Genomic DNA, 15970 nt, shown 5'->3' on the forward strand with positions numbered 1-15970 from the left:
CAAACGTACAGTCTCACGCCCGTCCTCGTCCTTCCTAGCATCTGAACCTTTTTGAACGGCCCCAAATGCGAGGCGGGAGGAACGATAGCGGCAACGATAGAATTGGAAACTACATAGAAAAAGTAGGCGCAATGCCTACTTTTTTATGTTTCATAGTCCGACCGGATCAGGTCCGGTATTGTCCGATGTCTTCGCTGAAGTGCTGGATCACGAGTTTGAATTCACGGATCTTTTCCATCAGGTCCTGCAACTTATCGTTATAGATGGCCACCGCGGAGCTGACTTCCTGACTGGCGGCGGAGTTTTCCTCAGAGATAGCTGCCAGGGATTCGATTTTGCCGTATACCTGATTGAGACTGGTCATTTCCTGTTCCAGCTTATTGGCCATCACAACAATATTATCAGCCACCCCGTGAATGTTATCCACGTGCTGGTTGTTGCCGGCCACCACGGAGTTCAGCTGTTTGCTTTCCACCGCCAGGACTTCGTACTCTGCTTCAATCAGTCGGACAACGCCGCTGATAATCTCAGTCAGGACCTTTAAATCGTGAGAAATGCTCTCTGAATGCTGTTGGGATTGCTCGGCCAGCTTCCGGACCTCTTCAGCGACCACGGCGAAGCCCCGGCCCTGTTCTCCGGCCCGGGCGGCCTCAATAGCGGCGTTTAAAGCCAGCAGGTTGGTCTGGCCGGCAATTGCCGCCACCAAACCGGTGATTTCTGTGATCTTGGTGGCTTGGGACTGGAGGTTCTCCGCCGATTCTTTTACTTCAGCAAATTTTTCCATGCTATGGGTTAATTTGCCGCTGGAGGCCTGTACTTCCTGAAATCCTTTGGAAATGGCATCCACTGCCGCCTCTAGCTGTTCTTTGTTTTTACTTTGCTCAGTGACCACCAGCCGCAGGGTATTCAGGTTACCATTTAAAATTCCTACCGAAATTTCGGTTTCCGAGGCCTGACTGGTAGCGGCAGTGGCTACGTCATGGACTACCCCCGATATTTCATTGGAGGTGCTGCGCATGTTGTCAGCCAATCCGTTGAAATTATCCGCATAGCGGTTCATTTCGTCGGTGACACCCTTAAAGCCGATAAATTCCCGTTTCACCCGCAGCTTATATTCAAACAGCATGGCCATCAGGTCTTCAAATTCATCCGCCGAGCGGAGTTTCAGTTCCTCATAGTACTTATAGCTCTGAATCGAATGAATTTGCTCTTTCAGGGCATTAAACGGCCGGAACAAAAGCCAGGTACTGACAGCAGCAATGACGCCGTTGACTGGCGCCAGCCACAGTGGAGCCCGGACTCCGACCAAGGTTAAAAGCAGCAGGACAGCTCCACTGAGAAGCATGGCCACGACCCCGGCCTTGCCCGGTATGTTCCGGATAAAACCAAAAGAGGCCATGATATTAAACCTGTAGCGGACTGTATGGCTGATGGGACGGGAAAACCGGATTTTGACCCGCATATGTTCCGCCGAGGAATCCAGCACTTCAGTTTCGATCTCTTCTTTAAAATATTCAGACGCCCCGGCCAGCAGCCCTTTGAAATAACCGAACATGCCCCGCTTGGAATGGTAGCTCATAATAGCTTCATGGCTGGATATGGGCTCCATCAGCACTTCCGGCGGCACGGAGCCCGAAATTCGTTTGACCACAACCATGTGTACGTCATACATTGAGCGTAAAAAAGAATATAAGTTCTCCTGCTGAAAAAAGGCCGGATAATGCTCCGAGAAGGTCCGCAAATTATCTTTGCCGATGATCTGCCAAATTTCATCCACTGGTTTGCTGGCATGGGTGGATAAATATTGAACGAATTCTCTGGGCTTTGCGTCAGCTATGTCTTCCAGCGGTGCAAAAATCTTTTCTTTCGGCCAGCCGACACGCTCCATGGCCTGGTTGGTTACCTCATCACCCCAAATTTTCCGGGCTGTATTGACCCATGTCCCGACAATTGTACCTTTCACAACAGTCACCTCTTCATGATGTCATTCGTAATTTAGTCTGTTTAGATGAAGCAAGCGGATGCTATCGAGTTATTCTCTCAAACCAGTTACTATCCCTTTATTCCACATGGAAAATTTTAATAATGGATGTGATATACTAAAAATAAACAGGTTTATCAGGAGGCCTACATGAAAGCGTTAGCACTTGTTGCATCCCCGCGAAAACTGGGTAACTCGGAAATTTTAGCAAAAGAAATGTTGGCCAGCCTGCCGGCTGCCGAACGGCGGATGATCCGGTTAACGGACCTCCGGATTGAGCAATGCCGTGCTTGCTATGCCTGTCTGCCGGCTGAAAAGGACTGCGTGATCAAAGATGATATGACCTTTCTCCTGCGGGAAATCCGCTGGGCAGATGCCGTCATTATCAGTTCAGCCTGCTATTTTCTCGGGCCCCATACCAGTATCAAAACTATTGGAGACCGGCTGATTTCTGTGCTGCAGGAAGGATCCCGCTACGCCGGCAAAAAATGCGCCACTGTATTGACATATGGAGTGCCCGGCTGGGAAGGCTATGGGCGGGAAGCAGTCAGAAATTTTGCCGGATTCCTTCATCTGGATGTGGTGGGCAGTCTGACAGTGCAAGCGGCCAATCCCGGCACAGCGATCAAACCGGCGATCCTGGAGGAAGCCAGGAAACTGGCAGAACGTCTGATCCCCGGACAAGCCGGCGTCACTCCCAGGCCGGACTGCTGCTGCCCGGCCTGTGGCAGCAGTCTCCTGCAGCTCAAACCCACCGGTGATATCCGCTGTGTGATGTGCAACTGTACCGGGCGGATTACTGCCGCCGATGCCGGCATCGCCCTCCGCTTTGTCCCCTCCGGGCACCCGCGTTTTTCAGCCGCCGGCATGGCCGAACACGGCAGACTGCTGGAGGGCATCAAAGATGATTATATCGCCAGCCGCAAGGAACTTTCGGTTGTCAGAAAAAATTATCAGCAACATGACAGCTGGTGGATCAAGCCTGACGCCGGGATAAACGAATGATTGGGCTCATCTATGCATATCCTACAGTAAACTACTGTAAAAGGTTCCATCCGGGGAGCAGCCAATGCATAAAAACGACAGCAGCCAAACCAAGAAAAACTTTGACCGCATTGCCATTATCCAAGACATCGTGAACGACCTGGTTCCGGAAAAGTGGCGTCTGAAGGCGCTGCACTTTGCCCATGGCCGGGTCTTGGAGGTCGGCGTAGGCAGCGGCTTCAATTTGCCGTTGTACACTGCCGCCTGTTCCGAAGTGGTCGGCATCGACCCGAGTCTGGGCATGCTGCACAGAGCAGCACGCCGGGTTAATAAGGCGCGAGTCCCAATATTTTTATACGAGATGGATGTTCAGTCCCTGGAGTTTTCGACCGCCAGCTTTGACACGGTCATTGCCACCTGCGTCTTCGGCACCGTGCCGGACCCGCTGAAAGGCCTGAAAGAAATCAGCCGGGTCTGCAGGCCCGACGGCACGATTATTCTGGTGGAATACATGCGCAGCAGCCAGGACTGGCTGGGCAAATTTATGGACTGGCTGAATCCGGTTACCGTCTGGCTGCTGGGTAATCATATCAACCATCCTACAGTCCCGTTGGTCCTCCAGGCCGGTATTGAGATCCGGGAGGTTGAAAACCTGTTCGGCGATGTGGTCAAGCTGATTGTGGGACAACCGGTCAATTCCTTTCAGGTGTCCTGCGTGACTCATTTGCAGCGATAACGCAGCAACAAAAAGAAAAGAGCGCCGCCAAACGTTCAGGGAAAACGTTGGCGGCGCTCTTTTTGAATCGAGAGGGGATGGACTGCTGAAAATGCAGCACAGACAAATATTGAAAATATATTAGAGCTTAAACTTGGTCACCATGATTTGCAACTCACCGGCCATTTTAGCCAATGCCTCGGCTGCGCTGTTGATTTCCTCCATAGAAGCGGTCACCTCCTCGATGGCTGCCGCTGTTGTGTGGGCGCCGATGCTGGATTCTCTGGCAATCACCGCCACATTCCCCGCACTGCTGACCATCTGCTGCATTCCCTGGAGCTGTTGATTGCTAGCGGTATTAATATCGCTGATCATGCTTACACTCCTGCCGATCTGAGCCAGGATATTCTGCAGTGCCTGTCCGGCAGCCTGTACCACATCGACGCCTTCGCTGACCTTGCTATTACCGCTGTCCATCGCCCGGATGGCCTCATCAGTCTGCTGCTGGATCTCGCAAACAATCTGGGAAATCTGCTCGGTGGCTTGCCGGGACTGTTCGGCCAGTTTGCGCACTTCCTCGGCTACTACAGCAAAGCCGCGCCCCTGTTCACCCGCCCGGGCAGCTTCGATCGCGGCGTTGAGCGCCAGTAAATTAGTTTGCCCGGCAATGCCGCTGATGACATCCAGGATCTGACCGATTTGCTTGCTTTTTTCCCCCAGCGTAGCGACCACCTCAGCTGTCGTTACGGTGACTTCCTTGATCTCATTAATTTTTTCTATGGCATTACCAGCTGCGCTCCCACCTGTCTCAGCCGCTCTGGCCATGTCGGCCGACAGGTCGGATGCCGACATAGCTTTATTCGCTGCATCCCGCGATATCTCAATCAAATTGTCCGCTATCTTCTGTGTTTTTTCGACTTCTGCCGTCTGCTTCTGAGATCCTTGGGCAAAACCGGTCATAGTGGTAGCAACTTGGTTGACAGCCCGCTCTGCTTCGTTGGCTGTAGCCGAAAGCTGCTGTGAAGACGATGCGACCTGACTGGCAGTATAGGTTACGGTCCTGATAATCTGCCGCAGGTGCTCTACCATAGTATTAAAGGCTTCGGCCAGTTGACCCATCTCGTCTTTTGCGGTTACATTGGCTTTGGCAGTCAAATCGCCTGCCGCCAGTTTGCGAGTAATCCCCGCCAGTTCAAATATCGGCTTAGTGATAACTTTGGACGCAAAAATGCCTACCAGCACGGCGAACAAGATCACGAGCAGCGTGAGGATAATGCCTGTGAGTCTTATCTCGTTGACTTTTTCCATGGCTTCACTCATAGGCTGCTGAACCACAACACCCCAACCGCTCACGGTAATATCACTGTATCCGGCCAGTTTTTCCCCCTCTTCATCAGTATAAGCCGCCACGCCGTTTTGTCCGCTAATAGCTCCTTGAACCGGCGCAAGATGGCTGAAATCTGCCATTTGCTGCATCTTCATTCGATCGGGATGGGTGACGATTTTACCTTGGCGGTCCACTAAGAAAGCGTAGCCGGATTGTCCGGCCTTGGTCGTAGCAATATTCTTACTTAATTGTTCAAGATCGATAACCCCTAGCAAAGCTCCCTGAAAGTTCTTCTGCGTATCTCTAATGGGCACGGCAATAACGAGCGATGCCTGGCCCGTACTACTGCCAATCTGAATATCCGAGAAAGCGTAATCCGCTCCATCAGCTATCTGTTTAAAATACTCTCGTTCGCCGTTCCTGGCCAAATTCCCCTGAGTTCTTAGCGTATGAACGCCCTTAGTGTCATTGACAATGATCGTTTTGATAATATCAGACCGGCTGGTCACTTTTTTCATAATTGCCAGTTGCTTAGCCTTATCCATTGACTGGATATCGGCAGTCTCCGCCAGGGTCTGCAATAACTGGACCGTAGAAATCAGTGCATTATCCATTTCCCTGGCAAGGAACCTGGCCGCTTGCCGGTTATCCTTATAGATGGAATCAACCAAAGCTGAATGACTCAGATAGGATGTGGCCATTGTAGTCAAGATAAGTGGAATAGCTGCAACCAAAATAAAACAAGCAATCAATTTCTGTTTCAGGCTTAATCTACCGACAATTCGGGCAATTAAAAATCCCATTGCGTTACTCCTTTTCATATAGTGTTCCGGCTTTCCAGCAAAAAACGGCAGGACCATCCCCAGTCAGACAGACTATACAAAACCTACTTTTCCCACAATACCCCGGAATCCTGGAACAATTTGTAATATATATAATATATTATATATAATTATGATAATTATGATAATTATGTCAATCTTATTTGGTTCTGATTGCCAGGGCTGATTTAGTCAGGTTACACTACTTTTCAGGCAGATAGTCGATCTTTCCTGTTCATACAAAAAAAGGGGCCGCATTGCGCTTTTTCAAAAAGCGTTTTGCGACACCCCTTTTTCGTGTGTCAGCCAGAATCCTATTTTCCCATTTTAATCCGGGCTGCAGTCTTAGCCCTTACTTCTTCCGGATCGACTTTCACCCTGGCCACGCCGGTCTCTACCGCCACTTTAGCCACAGCGGCAGCTACTGCCGGAGCTACCCGGGGATCAAAGACATCCACTACCACAAAGTCTTCCCGCAGCTCCTTTTCCGGGATCAGATCGGCAATGGCGTAAGCCGCAGCCAGCTTCATCTCCTCAGTGATCCGGCGAGCCCTTGCATCCAGCGCTCCCCGGAAGATGCCGGGAAACACGGTGACATTATTGACTTGGTTGGGAGCATCGGAGCGGCCGGTTCCAACGACGCGGGCCCCGGCTGCCTTCCCGTCTTCATAGGTGGTCTCAGGCACCGGATTAGCCAGACCGAAGACGATTGAATCCTTATTCATGCCGGCAATGATCTCTTTAGTGAACAGACCGGGACCGGACACGCCGATGAGGACATCGGCGCCTTTGGCGATCTCAGGCAGTTTGCCTTGTTTTTTCTCGGGGTTGGTGCTTTTTGCCAGTTCAGCCTGAATGCGGTTCAGACCCGGCATGCCGTCATACAGGGCGCCGTTCATATCCACCATAGTCAAATTCCGGGCCCCGGCACTGACCAACAGCCTGCCGATGGCGCTGCCAGCGGCGCCGGCGCCGTTGACGACGATACGGGCCGTTTTCAGGTCTTTTTTCACCAGACGCAGGGCGCCAATAACGGCCGAAAGGGCCGCAATGGCCGTGCCATGCTGATCGTCGTGGAATACGGGAATATCCATTTGCTCTTTGAGAGTGTCCTCAATGTCATAGCATTTAGGTGAGGCAAGGTCCTCCAGGTTGATGCCGGCGAAGGTAGGCTGCAGCAGTTTCACGGTTTCGATGATCTTGGCCGGATCTTTTGTATCCAGGCAAATGGGGACAGCGTCCACGTCACCGAAAACCTTAAACAGGATGCATTTTCCCTCCATAACCGGCATAGCTGCCTCCGGGCCAATGTCTCCCAGTCCCAGGACCCGAGTGCCATCGGTGACTACCGCTACCATGTTGCCGCGGCAGGTAAGTTCAAGGGACAAATCTTTATTGAGCTTGATGTCCTTGCATGGTTCAGCTACTCCGGGTGTATAGAGAACGCTCAGATCGTGCCGGTTTTTCAGCGGCACCTTCCCCGCCACTTCCAGGATGCCTTGATGCTCCTGGCGAATTTTCAATGCTTCCTCCCGATTGGTCAGGTTTTCCATACTGTCGTTCTCCTTTAATATTTTAGATCTATTTTACCACAAACCGAGTAACTTCCACCAGAATCCACCCAGCCCGATCCAGATAATCATGTTGCTGACGGATAAAACGAAGCCCAGTTTCCACCAGGTACCCTGGAAAATATAGCCTGCGCCGAAATAAATCGGAGCCGGCCCGGTTCCATAGTGAGTGATCCCGCCCATGAAACCCGAGATAACGCCCAGACCCATAGCGGCCAAAAACACCGGAGCGCCGGCAGCCACAGCCACAGCCAAAAATGCCGCGTACATGGCGGTAACGTGGGCGGACAGGCTGGCAAAGGCATAGTGGGAATACATATAAGCCAACAGCAGAATGCCGAGGGCAACCCACCAGGAAACACCGGCTAACTGCCCGCTGACCTCTTTGGCAAACCAGGCGATCAGCCCCACTTTGGTCAGGGCGCCTGCAAGACTCATCAGCGCTCCCATCCAAATCAGGGTATCCCAGGCGCTTTTTTCTTCCACAACATCTTTCCACTCAATAGCCTGGCCAATGATCATAATGCCAACGCAAACCATGGCTACCATGGTAGCGTCCAGACCGGTAATGGAGGATGTGGCCCAAAGGGTCAGAGCCAGCAGGAAGACACTGGCGACAATTTTTTCGCCCCGCGACATGGGGCCCATTTTTTCCAATTCTCTGTAAGCCAGTTCCTTGGCCTCGGGGGTATGCTTGATTTCCGGCGGATACAGTTTATAGAGAATATAAGGGGTCACGGCCAAAGCCACCAGGCCAGGAACAATACCTGCCAAGGCCCAGATTCCCCAGCTGATATTAAGGTTGGCGGTTTTTGCCGCCAGGAGGACGACCAGGGAATTCGGAGCCACAGCGGTAATAAACATAGACGAGGTAATACCATTGATTTGAAAGCTGGTTTTCATCAAATAGGAACCGATCTTACGGGAGCTTGGCCCCGGCTCGGAGTCAAAGGCCGAACACAGACTGCGGACAATCGGATACAGGATGCCGCCGGCGCGGGCGGTATTGGAGGGAGTGAACGGCGCAATGACCAGGTCGCTCAGGGTTAGGGCATAGCCCAGTTTTAATGAACTGTCGCCGATCAGATTCATAATAGTGTAGGCAATGCGCCGTCCCAAACCGGTTTTAATAAATCCTTTGGCAAATAAAAATGCGGTTACGATCAGCCAGATGGTAGTATTGCCGAATCCCGACAGGGCATCCGCCGGAGAAATAACTTTCATAAAGCCGGCCAAACCTACGCTGAGAAATGCGATGGCTCCAATCGGCATAGGTTGGAGAATAAAACCAACGATAGTAGCGACGAAAAGAGCAAAGAGCTGCCAAGCCGAAGGTTTGAGCCCGGCCGGTACGGGCAGAAGCCAGATCAAGACTCCGACTCCGACGGTAATCAGACCATACAAAAGTTTTCTATTCATGTCCAATCCCCTTCCATTTTGTTGTTCCCGGATTTTACGGGCACACTGACCGTATCACCTCCAAGCAGCCAAAAGAAAGAATGTAAAGTTTTTATACTTTTATAACTATCATAAATATTTTTTTATTTTCTGACAGTTTAATTAACTAAAAAAGCCAAAAGGAAATTAAACTTATCTTTTTGTAATTAAAGTAGATTAGTAATGAAAATAACTAAGGTTAAGAATCAACAGAAGCTGCCCTCTGCTAATTCTTAACCTCATATTTACAGGCGGCCCCGGTTATTGGAGCCGGTTGATCAGGTCCGGCCTGGGATTGATGCACCGGTACCTATACATGGGCCTGCCGATTGACCCGAAGGCCACCTCCCGGCGCAGGATTTCCAGGGCCATCAAAAAGGCCAGATATTTACGCATGGATACTCGGGAGACGCCTACCCGTCTGGCCATTTCTTCGGTGGTAAAATCATGTCCCTCGCCGTCTCTGATATGCTCCCAAACGATTTTCAGCGTATTCCGGTCAATGCCTTTCGGCAATTCATTGAGCAGCGGCTGGTCTTTCAACAGGATTTTCCGGTCCAGCTCCGCTTGTTGAATGCTGTCCTGCCCCTGCATAAACAGCAGGCGGTCCCTGTAGGCGGACAAGGCCGCCTGAAACCGTTCAAACTCAAAGGGTTTGATCAGATAATCCACAACACCATAGCGCAATGCTTTCTGAATCGTATGGTTATCGCAGGCTGCCGATACAACAATAACATCCACGTTGCTGTCGATGCTTCGAATCTGGGACAATAAATCCAGTCCATTCATGTGGGACATGAAAATGTCCAGCAAAATCAGATCCACTTCCTGTTTCTCCAATACAATTAAAGCTTCCGCAGCCGAACGGACCATATTGGCCAGGATAAAGCCCTCTATCTGAGCCAGATATCTCCGGTTGAACTCCGCTACCATCGGATCATCTTCCACAATCAGAACCCGAATCACTCCCATCACCTCCCGTTTGATAGGGCAAATCCACCCGGAACCGGGTTCCCTGCCCTAACTGAGAATACAGTTTCATATCGCCCTGCAGCTTAGCCACGCTGCGCTGTACCAGGAATAAGCCCAGTCCCCGGTTATCGGCCTTGGTCGAATACCCCTTAGCGAATATTTCTTTTTGTATTTCCAGTGAAATGCCCGGTCCGGTATCAGTCACTTCCAGGCTCAGGATCCCATCGGTGTAATCAAACCATACGTCCACCCGTTTCGCATCTGACTGACTGACAGCCTCTATGGCATTATCCATCAGATTGCCCATGATCGTGACCAGTTCGTGAACCATACAGGAGGCTGCCGGCTTAGGAAGATAGCTCGCATCGGCCAAAACCAAATCCACTCCCATTTCCCTGGCCCGGCTCAGTTTGGCCAACACAAATCCGGCCAGCACCGGATCTTTGACCCGGCGGTCCACAAAACCGACTTCCTCCTGGTATTGCTGGGCGATGCCGTTAATATAGCCCCCTAGTTCATCGTAACATTTCATCTGGGCCATCCCCAGGATCACATGAAGTTTGTTCATAAATTCATGAGCCTGGGCCCGGAGAGTCTCCACATAGTTGCGAATGCCGGTCAGCTGTTCGGCCAAATGCCGGATTTCGGATTTATCGCGAAAGGTGGCAATGGCGCCTACCACCTGTCCGTCTACCTTGATCGGCATCCGGTTGGTCAGGATGATCACCCCGTTAATATCCTGGTCTTGATCCAATTCCACCCGCCCTGTTTCCAGCACTTCTTTCAACCGGGTGTTGACCACGCGTTCTTCTATCGGTTTGCCGATTAAATCTTCTTCGATACCTGCCAGATTCAAAATCCGGACAGCCTCTTTATTCACCATGGTGACTTTTGTATCTTGGTCAATCGCTAAAATACCCTCCCGCACTGACTCCAGCATGGCGCTGCGCACCTCCAAAAGCTCCGCAATGGCGAAGGGTTCCAGTCCAAACAAGGTCCGCTTTACATTCCGGGCCAGGGCCAAAGCGCCGGCAATGCCGATTAAAAACCCCACCCCGGTGGCAAAGTAAATGATAATCCGGCTTTGTGCGATGGTCTTCTGCACATTATCCAGCAAAATACCTACTGATACCGCGCCCACCTGCCTGCCGTCAGTGTTAAAAATCGGGGAAAAGGCCCTGAGTGACATGCCTAACGTCCCTCTGGCAGTGGAAGTATACTCCCGGCTGTCCAAAAGCACCGGACCCTCGTCACCGCCGACAAAATGCTTGCCAATTATGCTGGTATTGGGATGAGATTTGCGAATCCCGTTCATGTCCATTATCACAATATATTCCACTTCCGTGGCTTTACGCATCTCAGCGGCAAAGCCGCGGATATCTGTTTCGTCCCGCTTACCGGTCAGCCCTTCCACTACCACTGGCGAACGAGCCATAATGCGGGCAATATCGGCTGCATTCTCTCCGATTTCCTCCTCCACGATGCCCGCCACGCTGGTGGTAATCAGAGCATTAGCCACCAGCAGTGACAAGGCAACCACACCGCAGACCAGTATGGTAATTTGGGTTTGCAGACTAAACAACGGTTTACCGGCTGTCATGGGCAACTCCCCCGGCTTCTATCCTATTTTCACGCTTGCGATACTTGTCATATTCTTCTATTACTGCAGCAAATAAACCTGCATTGTCAATCCCAAGCCACTGACAAGATCGCGGAGGCGATGCTTTTTTATTGGAATCTGTCCTCCAAAAAATTTGTCGCAATCGGGACCATCATCCGTAGGAATATCTTGCTATTTGTCGAATTTGTTACAGAGAATAGCAAGGCAATATAAGGCAGGTGGATGATGTGACACAACAAGAAGCCCAGGAGGCCATTGAAAAGATGAAACGCGGTCCCCGCGCCCGGGAATATACTCGGGAAATTGATCGCCTAACAGCAGAGCATGGCTTTCTGACGCCGCTTTTCTTACATCATTTTTCTCAGTGGCATCAGAAGCAAACCGCCAACGCCGCCCTGGAGCAGCTGAAAGCCGGCGCCCCAGGCCGTTCCCAGGACGACGCCGTTAAGATCCTGGCGCGCTATATTCGTAACTGCCTGGATGATGATGAGAAATAAAAATCATGTGATTCGTAGAGTATGAACAAAGTAACTGAGAAAGGTGATCAAGCAATGCGAAATACTCTGATCCGGATTCTTTGCTGCCTGGTGCTCATTGCGGTTATAGTACCGTGCGTGACGACGATACCCGCTAACGCAAAGGCTCCCAAAGATACTCAGAATACCCAGCAAGATACCACCCCAACTCCCCAGGATAGACAGAATACCCCGCAGCCGGAAAGACCGTCAGAACGTTATCAGTGGGCTTATAGCGGCGGCGGTCAAACCTTTCAATTTGATACGCACACTCTCCAGAAGATCAATGACCCCTATCGGGATGAGCAACTGGTAGAAGCCTGGGTCCGTGTTATTACCCCGAATAGGACCGCATCCAGCAGCATCGTTCTGCAGCAATACTACTTCCGGTTGAATACAAAACAGATTCAGCTGATGAGCTCTTTTGATCTGGCCTCTGATGGACAGGTAGGCCCCGGTAACAAGTTCACCTATGACGCCCACCGGTGGCAGGACATCGTGCCCGGCACTGCGGCTGAAGGAATTTATAACGCGGTAACGGACTATGCTGCTATAAAGTTTCCGCCGCCTAAAGAAAAAGGCAAGTTTTTAGGAATTTTTTAAAATAAGTAAAGGCCTTTGGTTTGCCAAAGGCCTTTACTTATTCCTTCTTACCGTTCTGCCGCGGCTATCCCCTATTCCATGCCATCCCCGGCCAACTTATAACCGACGCCGTATACAGTCTGGATCAGCTGGGGCTCTTTCGGCTGCGGCTCCAGCTTGCGGCGCAAATTTTTGATATGGGCGTCAATCGTCCGGTCATATCCTTCAAACGAGAATCCTTGCACCTGCTCCACGATCTGCAGCCTGCTGAACACCCGTCCCGGATTGGTGGCCAGCAGTTCCAAAATTTTAAACTCTGTCGGCGTCAGTTCAATCGGCTGTTCTTTCACGGTTACGATATGTTCCTGCAAATGAACCGCCATATGACCGATGCGGATAACGTCCGGTTTCCTGGTAATCCGTTGCAGGCGGCGCAAAATAGCCCTGGCCCTGGCCACAACCTCCCGGGGGCTGAAAGGCTTGGTCACATAGTCATCGGCGCCGATCTCCAGACCGATCAAACGGTCCGTTTCCTCGTCCCGGGCAGTCAGCATGATAATCGGCACATCATTGTTCCGGCGCAAACGCCGGCATACTTCCCAGCCGTCCAGCCCCGGCAGCATGATATCTAAAATAACAATGTCCGGATTTTTCTCCCGCACAATCTGCACCGCCTGCCCCCCATCGTGGGACAAAATCACGATAAACCCGTCTTTTTCAAAATAAGCTTTCAGCAAGGCGGCTATTTTAACGTCATCATCCACGATCAGGGCAGTATAAGCCATCATGACAGCCTCCCTATTTCAAAAAATTAATTCTACTCATGATAAATCATATCATAAGATTGTGAAAAATTAATGAATATCATTCTGCCGTATGAAACCAAAAAAGAGCTTGCGGCAATCCGCAAACCCTTAATTTTCACTGGAGCCGATAACAGGATTCGAACCTGCGACCCTCTCATTACGAATGAATTACCATATGTACATTATTGTATTATGTTGAATTGCGGTGACGCAACCACAGTATTTTTGTCCATAAATGCATGGAAGTATATTTTACTGTTTGTGTCCATGGACACTACTTTGGACACAATAATAGCAGTGACCAATTGGTCACTGCTATTTAAACAATTTAAAACTACATATCAAGTTATATCTATATGGTTAATTTCTCTTATATATCGCAACAATCCATCATTTCCATCTTGGTCTAAAAAAACAAAGCCGTGCTTATCGTAAAATTCCTTTAATTTATTATGGCCGATGCATTCAATCAGGACTATTCTGCCTCCAGTAATGTGCTGTGCTTCTTTAATTTTTATAAGTGCTAATCGTAACAAATCAGAACCACTTATTAATTGGAGCTTGTCCATGTCATTAGCATAATTTTTAGATATTTGTCCAATAAGAAATACCGGAATTGCTGATATCTCCTTAGACTTGCTCCCTGTGATTTTTTTGCGTAATGACCCACTAACATTTTTCCTTACGCTTAATCCTTTAGAGGCTAAAGAGAAATACCCTACTAAAATAGGACTGTCTTTATAAGATGCGTAGACAAGATAGGTTCTAGAAACTCCCATCACTTGAAAAAGAATAGCCTTTTCTTTTAAAAAAAATTCAATATCACCGTCCAATGAACACGAAAAGACGGCGAGATGTTTCTTACACTCATCCTCGCCAAGCTCATCAATCATATCGCCAAGATGTATTACGGAAAAAGCCATGGATTAATTTTCCAAATTAAAAAATCTTTTAATTTGATCTTTCTTTACATCTTCTGTTCTTACGCCTGAACATAACGTTATCGGCTTGGGCGATTTCAGCGCAAACGCCACTTTATTAGCATTTCGCTTGCTAACGGCAAATTCTTTTATAAAACTCTTAGTTGCCATATACATTCTCCATTCCATTCGTTTTATTATTACCCAAAAAGGAAATAATAAGACTATAACGGATTACCGATAATTACATTATAGACACTGATTATCACTATAGCAATACCAAATTGAATAAAAAGTCAAGCAACGGTCAAAATACTATTCTTAATACCATTCTTTATATTGTTATACTATGTTCCAAACATTGAAAATGTGAATTCATAAACAGTGGTTAGTTTTCCCCGAATTCAAATATTTTAACCCCGTTTACAATATTTTTTCAAAAATTCCGGCCATCTCTTTTTTCTGCTCCCTACTAAATGACTGCAGTGAGATTGCTACCTTAACAGCGTTCTTCGCTTATATATGTATTCCACCACGCGCGATTTATAGACCAAAAAAAAGAAAGCCCGACCGGAGCCGGGCCTACGTTAGAAGCGAAGTTCAACCATCCCGCCCTGATGATCCCGGTTGCCAATTATCTTATATTCGATATGGTTATTGGGCGTGTAGCCAATTGATCCAAACACTTCGCTCCCCAGGAAGCCAGTTCCTAGGGAGCGTTTTTTCGTCTTATCTTCGGGTTGAATTTCAATGCGCAGGTTAATATCGGACGTCTGCTGCAGACTGACCTTCCCCTGTTCAAATTTCTGTGTTTCGTCTTGCAACAAGGAAAATTGATAGGGTTTATCGTTGACCCGGACACTGACACCAGGCTGATCGATTTTAGCCTCAACATCTGCATCCCCCGGGCCACTTTTGGGGACATATCTGACCTCTGTATTGGTCACTGTAACCAGTTTTTCAGTTACAACCGGAACCCTTTCCACTCGGAGTTCCGCCGGCCGGCCGAAATACATTCCGACGGCACCGACTGCTACCCCTACAACGAAAACGACGATAGCCCGAAATTCATTCATCGCATAGCCCCCTTTAAGCGTTCTTACCGGGGTCAATATGCGCCACTCGCGCATTTAGTTCAGCTTTCTTTGCATCGTTAAAGTTGTCAATACTGGAAAGATATCCGGTGATTCTTCTCAGTCTTTTTATTTTCGCCAATGCTTGGATCATTAGTTTCCCGTCATTCTGAAAAATACGAATAGACGCAAGAGGAAACTTCTGCTTGGACAACATGTCGATTTCCTCATTGACCAATTTTTTTACCTCATCAGCAGTAATATTGCAATCGACATGTATCGGTATACCCCTAATTATTAAATCAGGTTCTCGCATAGCAACACCTCTAAAAGATATTTCAGATGTTTATCCAACGATCGGCACTTCCCTTCTGTATTAGGACAACAAGCGGCTTTTGCAGTTTCCTGTAAAAGCCGCTATTCATCCTAACTCCAATCAATGCGCTATCTTACAAAAGGCCTGCAACCTTCGCCAGGCCGATCAGTGCCAGGCCCAAGATAGCCAGGCCCACCCAAACCTGAAAGTTCGTGAACTTATGTTTTTCAGCCTTCCCTCTTACCCATCCGTCCAGTTCATGTCCGGATTCATCGAGTTTTTTACCTACCTCTTTTGCCTTTTCTTTGATTTCTTCCTTATTAGCCATT

The 15970-nt window shown here is 49.2% G+C and carries 16 protein-coding genes; 4 read left to right on the forward strand and 12 right to left on the reverse strand.

The genetic code is table 11. The annotated features are described in order from the left end of the window. Positions 1-166: 166 nt before the first annotated feature. The gene (locus ALO_RS11565; RefSeq protein ID WP_004096018.1) at positions 167-1963 is read right to left on the reverse strand and encodes a heme NO-binding domain-containing protein; all 1797 of its coding nucleotides are present in this window, start codon (positions 1961-1963) and stop codon (positions 167-169) included. 168 nt (positions 1964-2131) lie between these two features. On the opposite strand from ALO_RS11565, the gene ALO_RS11570 reads away from it, so the two are divergent. Continuing rightward, positions 2132-2986, forward strand: a complete 855-nt coding sequence (locus ALO_RS11570) for a flavodoxin family protein (RefSeq protein WP_004096022.1) — start codon at positions 2132-2134, stop codon at positions 2984-2986. Between the two features lie 64 nt (positions 2987-3050). Next, positions 3051-3701, forward strand: a complete 651-nt coding sequence (locus tag ALO_RS11575; RefSeq protein WP_004096024.1) for a class I SAM-dependent methyltransferase — start codon at positions 3051-3053, stop codon at positions 3699-3701. 120 nt (positions 3702-3821) lie between these two features. On the opposite strand, the gene ALO_RS11580 is transcribed toward ALO_RS11575, so the two are convergent. From ALO_RS11580 to dcuS, 5 genes are all read right to left on the reverse strand, one after another. After that, positions 3822-5810 carry a methyl-accepting chemotaxis protein gene (locus ALO_RS11580; protein ID WP_004096026.1) on the reverse strand — a complete coding sequence of 663 codons (1989 nt, stop codon included), beginning with the start codon at positions 5808-5810 and terminating at the stop codon, positions 3822-3824. A gap of 332 nt (positions 5811-6142) precedes the next feature. Then, positions 6143-7381 (reverse strand): NAD(P)-dependent malic enzyme, encoded by a 1239-nt coding sequence (locus tag ALO_RS11585; protein WP_004096029.1) that lies wholly within the window; start codon positions 7379-7381, stop codon positions 6143-6145. Positions 7382-7414: 33 nt separating this feature from the next. Beyond that, entirely contained in the window at positions 7415-8818 is a 1404-nt protein-coding gene (locus ALO_RS11590) for an anion permease (RefSeq protein WP_004096030.1), read from the reverse strand. Between the two features lie 279 nt (positions 8819-9097). After that, a complete protein-coding gene (locus ALO_RS11595; protein ID WP_004096031.1) occupies positions 9098-9802 on the reverse strand; it encodes a response regulator in 705 nt (234 codons plus the stop codon). Beyond that, a complete protein-coding gene (gene dcuS / locus ALO_RS11600; protein WP_004096032.1) occupies positions 9774-11408 on the reverse strand; it encodes a DcuS/MalK family sensor histidine kinase in 1635 nt (544 codons plus the stop codon). The genes ALO_RS11595 and dcuS overlap by 29 nt, the downstream gene beginning before the upstream one ends. A 248-nt stretch (positions 11409-11656) precedes the next feature. On the opposite strand from dcuS, the gene ALO_RS11605 reads away from it, so the two are divergent. Together ALO_RS11605 and ALO_RS11610 are read left to right on the forward strand one after the other, a co-directional pair. After that, a complete protein-coding gene (locus ALO_RS11605; protein ID WP_004096034.1) occupies positions 11657-11926 on the forward strand; it encodes a hypothetical protein in 270 nt (89 codons plus the stop codon). 54 nt (positions 11927-11980) lie between these two features. Further along, positions 11981-12547, forward strand: a complete 567-nt coding sequence (locus ALO_RS11610; RefSeq protein ID WP_004096036.1) for a hypothetical protein — start codon at positions 11981-11983, stop codon at positions 12545-12547. 71 nt (positions 12548-12618) lie between these two features. On the opposite strand, the gene ALO_RS11615 is transcribed toward ALO_RS11610, so the two are convergent. The 6 genes from ALO_RS11615 to ALO_RS11635 form a co-directional block, all read right to left on the reverse strand. Then, positions 12619-13314, reverse strand: a complete 696-nt coding sequence (locus ALO_RS11615) for a response regulator transcription factor (RefSeq protein WP_040293265.1) — start codon at positions 13312-13314, stop codon at positions 12619-12621. 359 nt (positions 13315-13673) lie between these two features. Beyond that, the gene (locus tag ALO_RS11620; RefSeq protein WP_004096040.1) at positions 13674-14255 is read right to left on the reverse strand and encodes a hypothetical protein; all 582 of its coding nucleotides are present in this window, start codon (positions 14253-14255) and stop codon (positions 13674-13676) included. Between the two features lie 3 nt (positions 14256-14258). Further along, entirely contained in the window at positions 14259-14423 is a 165-nt protein-coding gene (locus ALO_RS22465; protein WP_004096042.1) for a hypothetical protein, read from the reverse strand. A 416-nt stretch (positions 14424-14839) separates the two neighbouring features. After that, on the reverse strand, positions 14840-15328 hold the full coding sequence (locus ALO_RS11625) for a hypothetical protein (protein WP_004096043.1): 489 nt from the start codon (positions 15326-15328) through the stop codon (positions 14840-14842). Positions 15329-15341: 13 nt separating this feature from the next. Next, positions 15342-15641: an anaerobic ribonucleoside-triphosphate reductase gene (nrdD, locus tag ALO_RS11630; RefSeq protein ID WP_004096044.1), complete on the reverse strand. Its 300-nt coding sequence runs from the start codon at positions 15639-15641 to the stop codon at positions 15342-15344. Positions 15642-15774: 133 nt separating this feature from the next. Continuing rightward, the gene (locus ALO_RS11635; protein WP_004096045.1) at positions 15775-15969 is read right to left on the reverse strand and encodes a hypothetical protein; all 195 of its coding nucleotides are present in this window, start codon (positions 15967-15969) and stop codon (positions 15775-15777) included. Position 15970: the final 1 nt, after the last annotated feature.

The organism is Acetonema longum DSM 6540, from assembly GCF_000219125.1.
GTDB lineage: Bacteria > Bacillota > Negativicutes > Sporomusales > Acetonemataceae > Acetonema > Acetonema longum.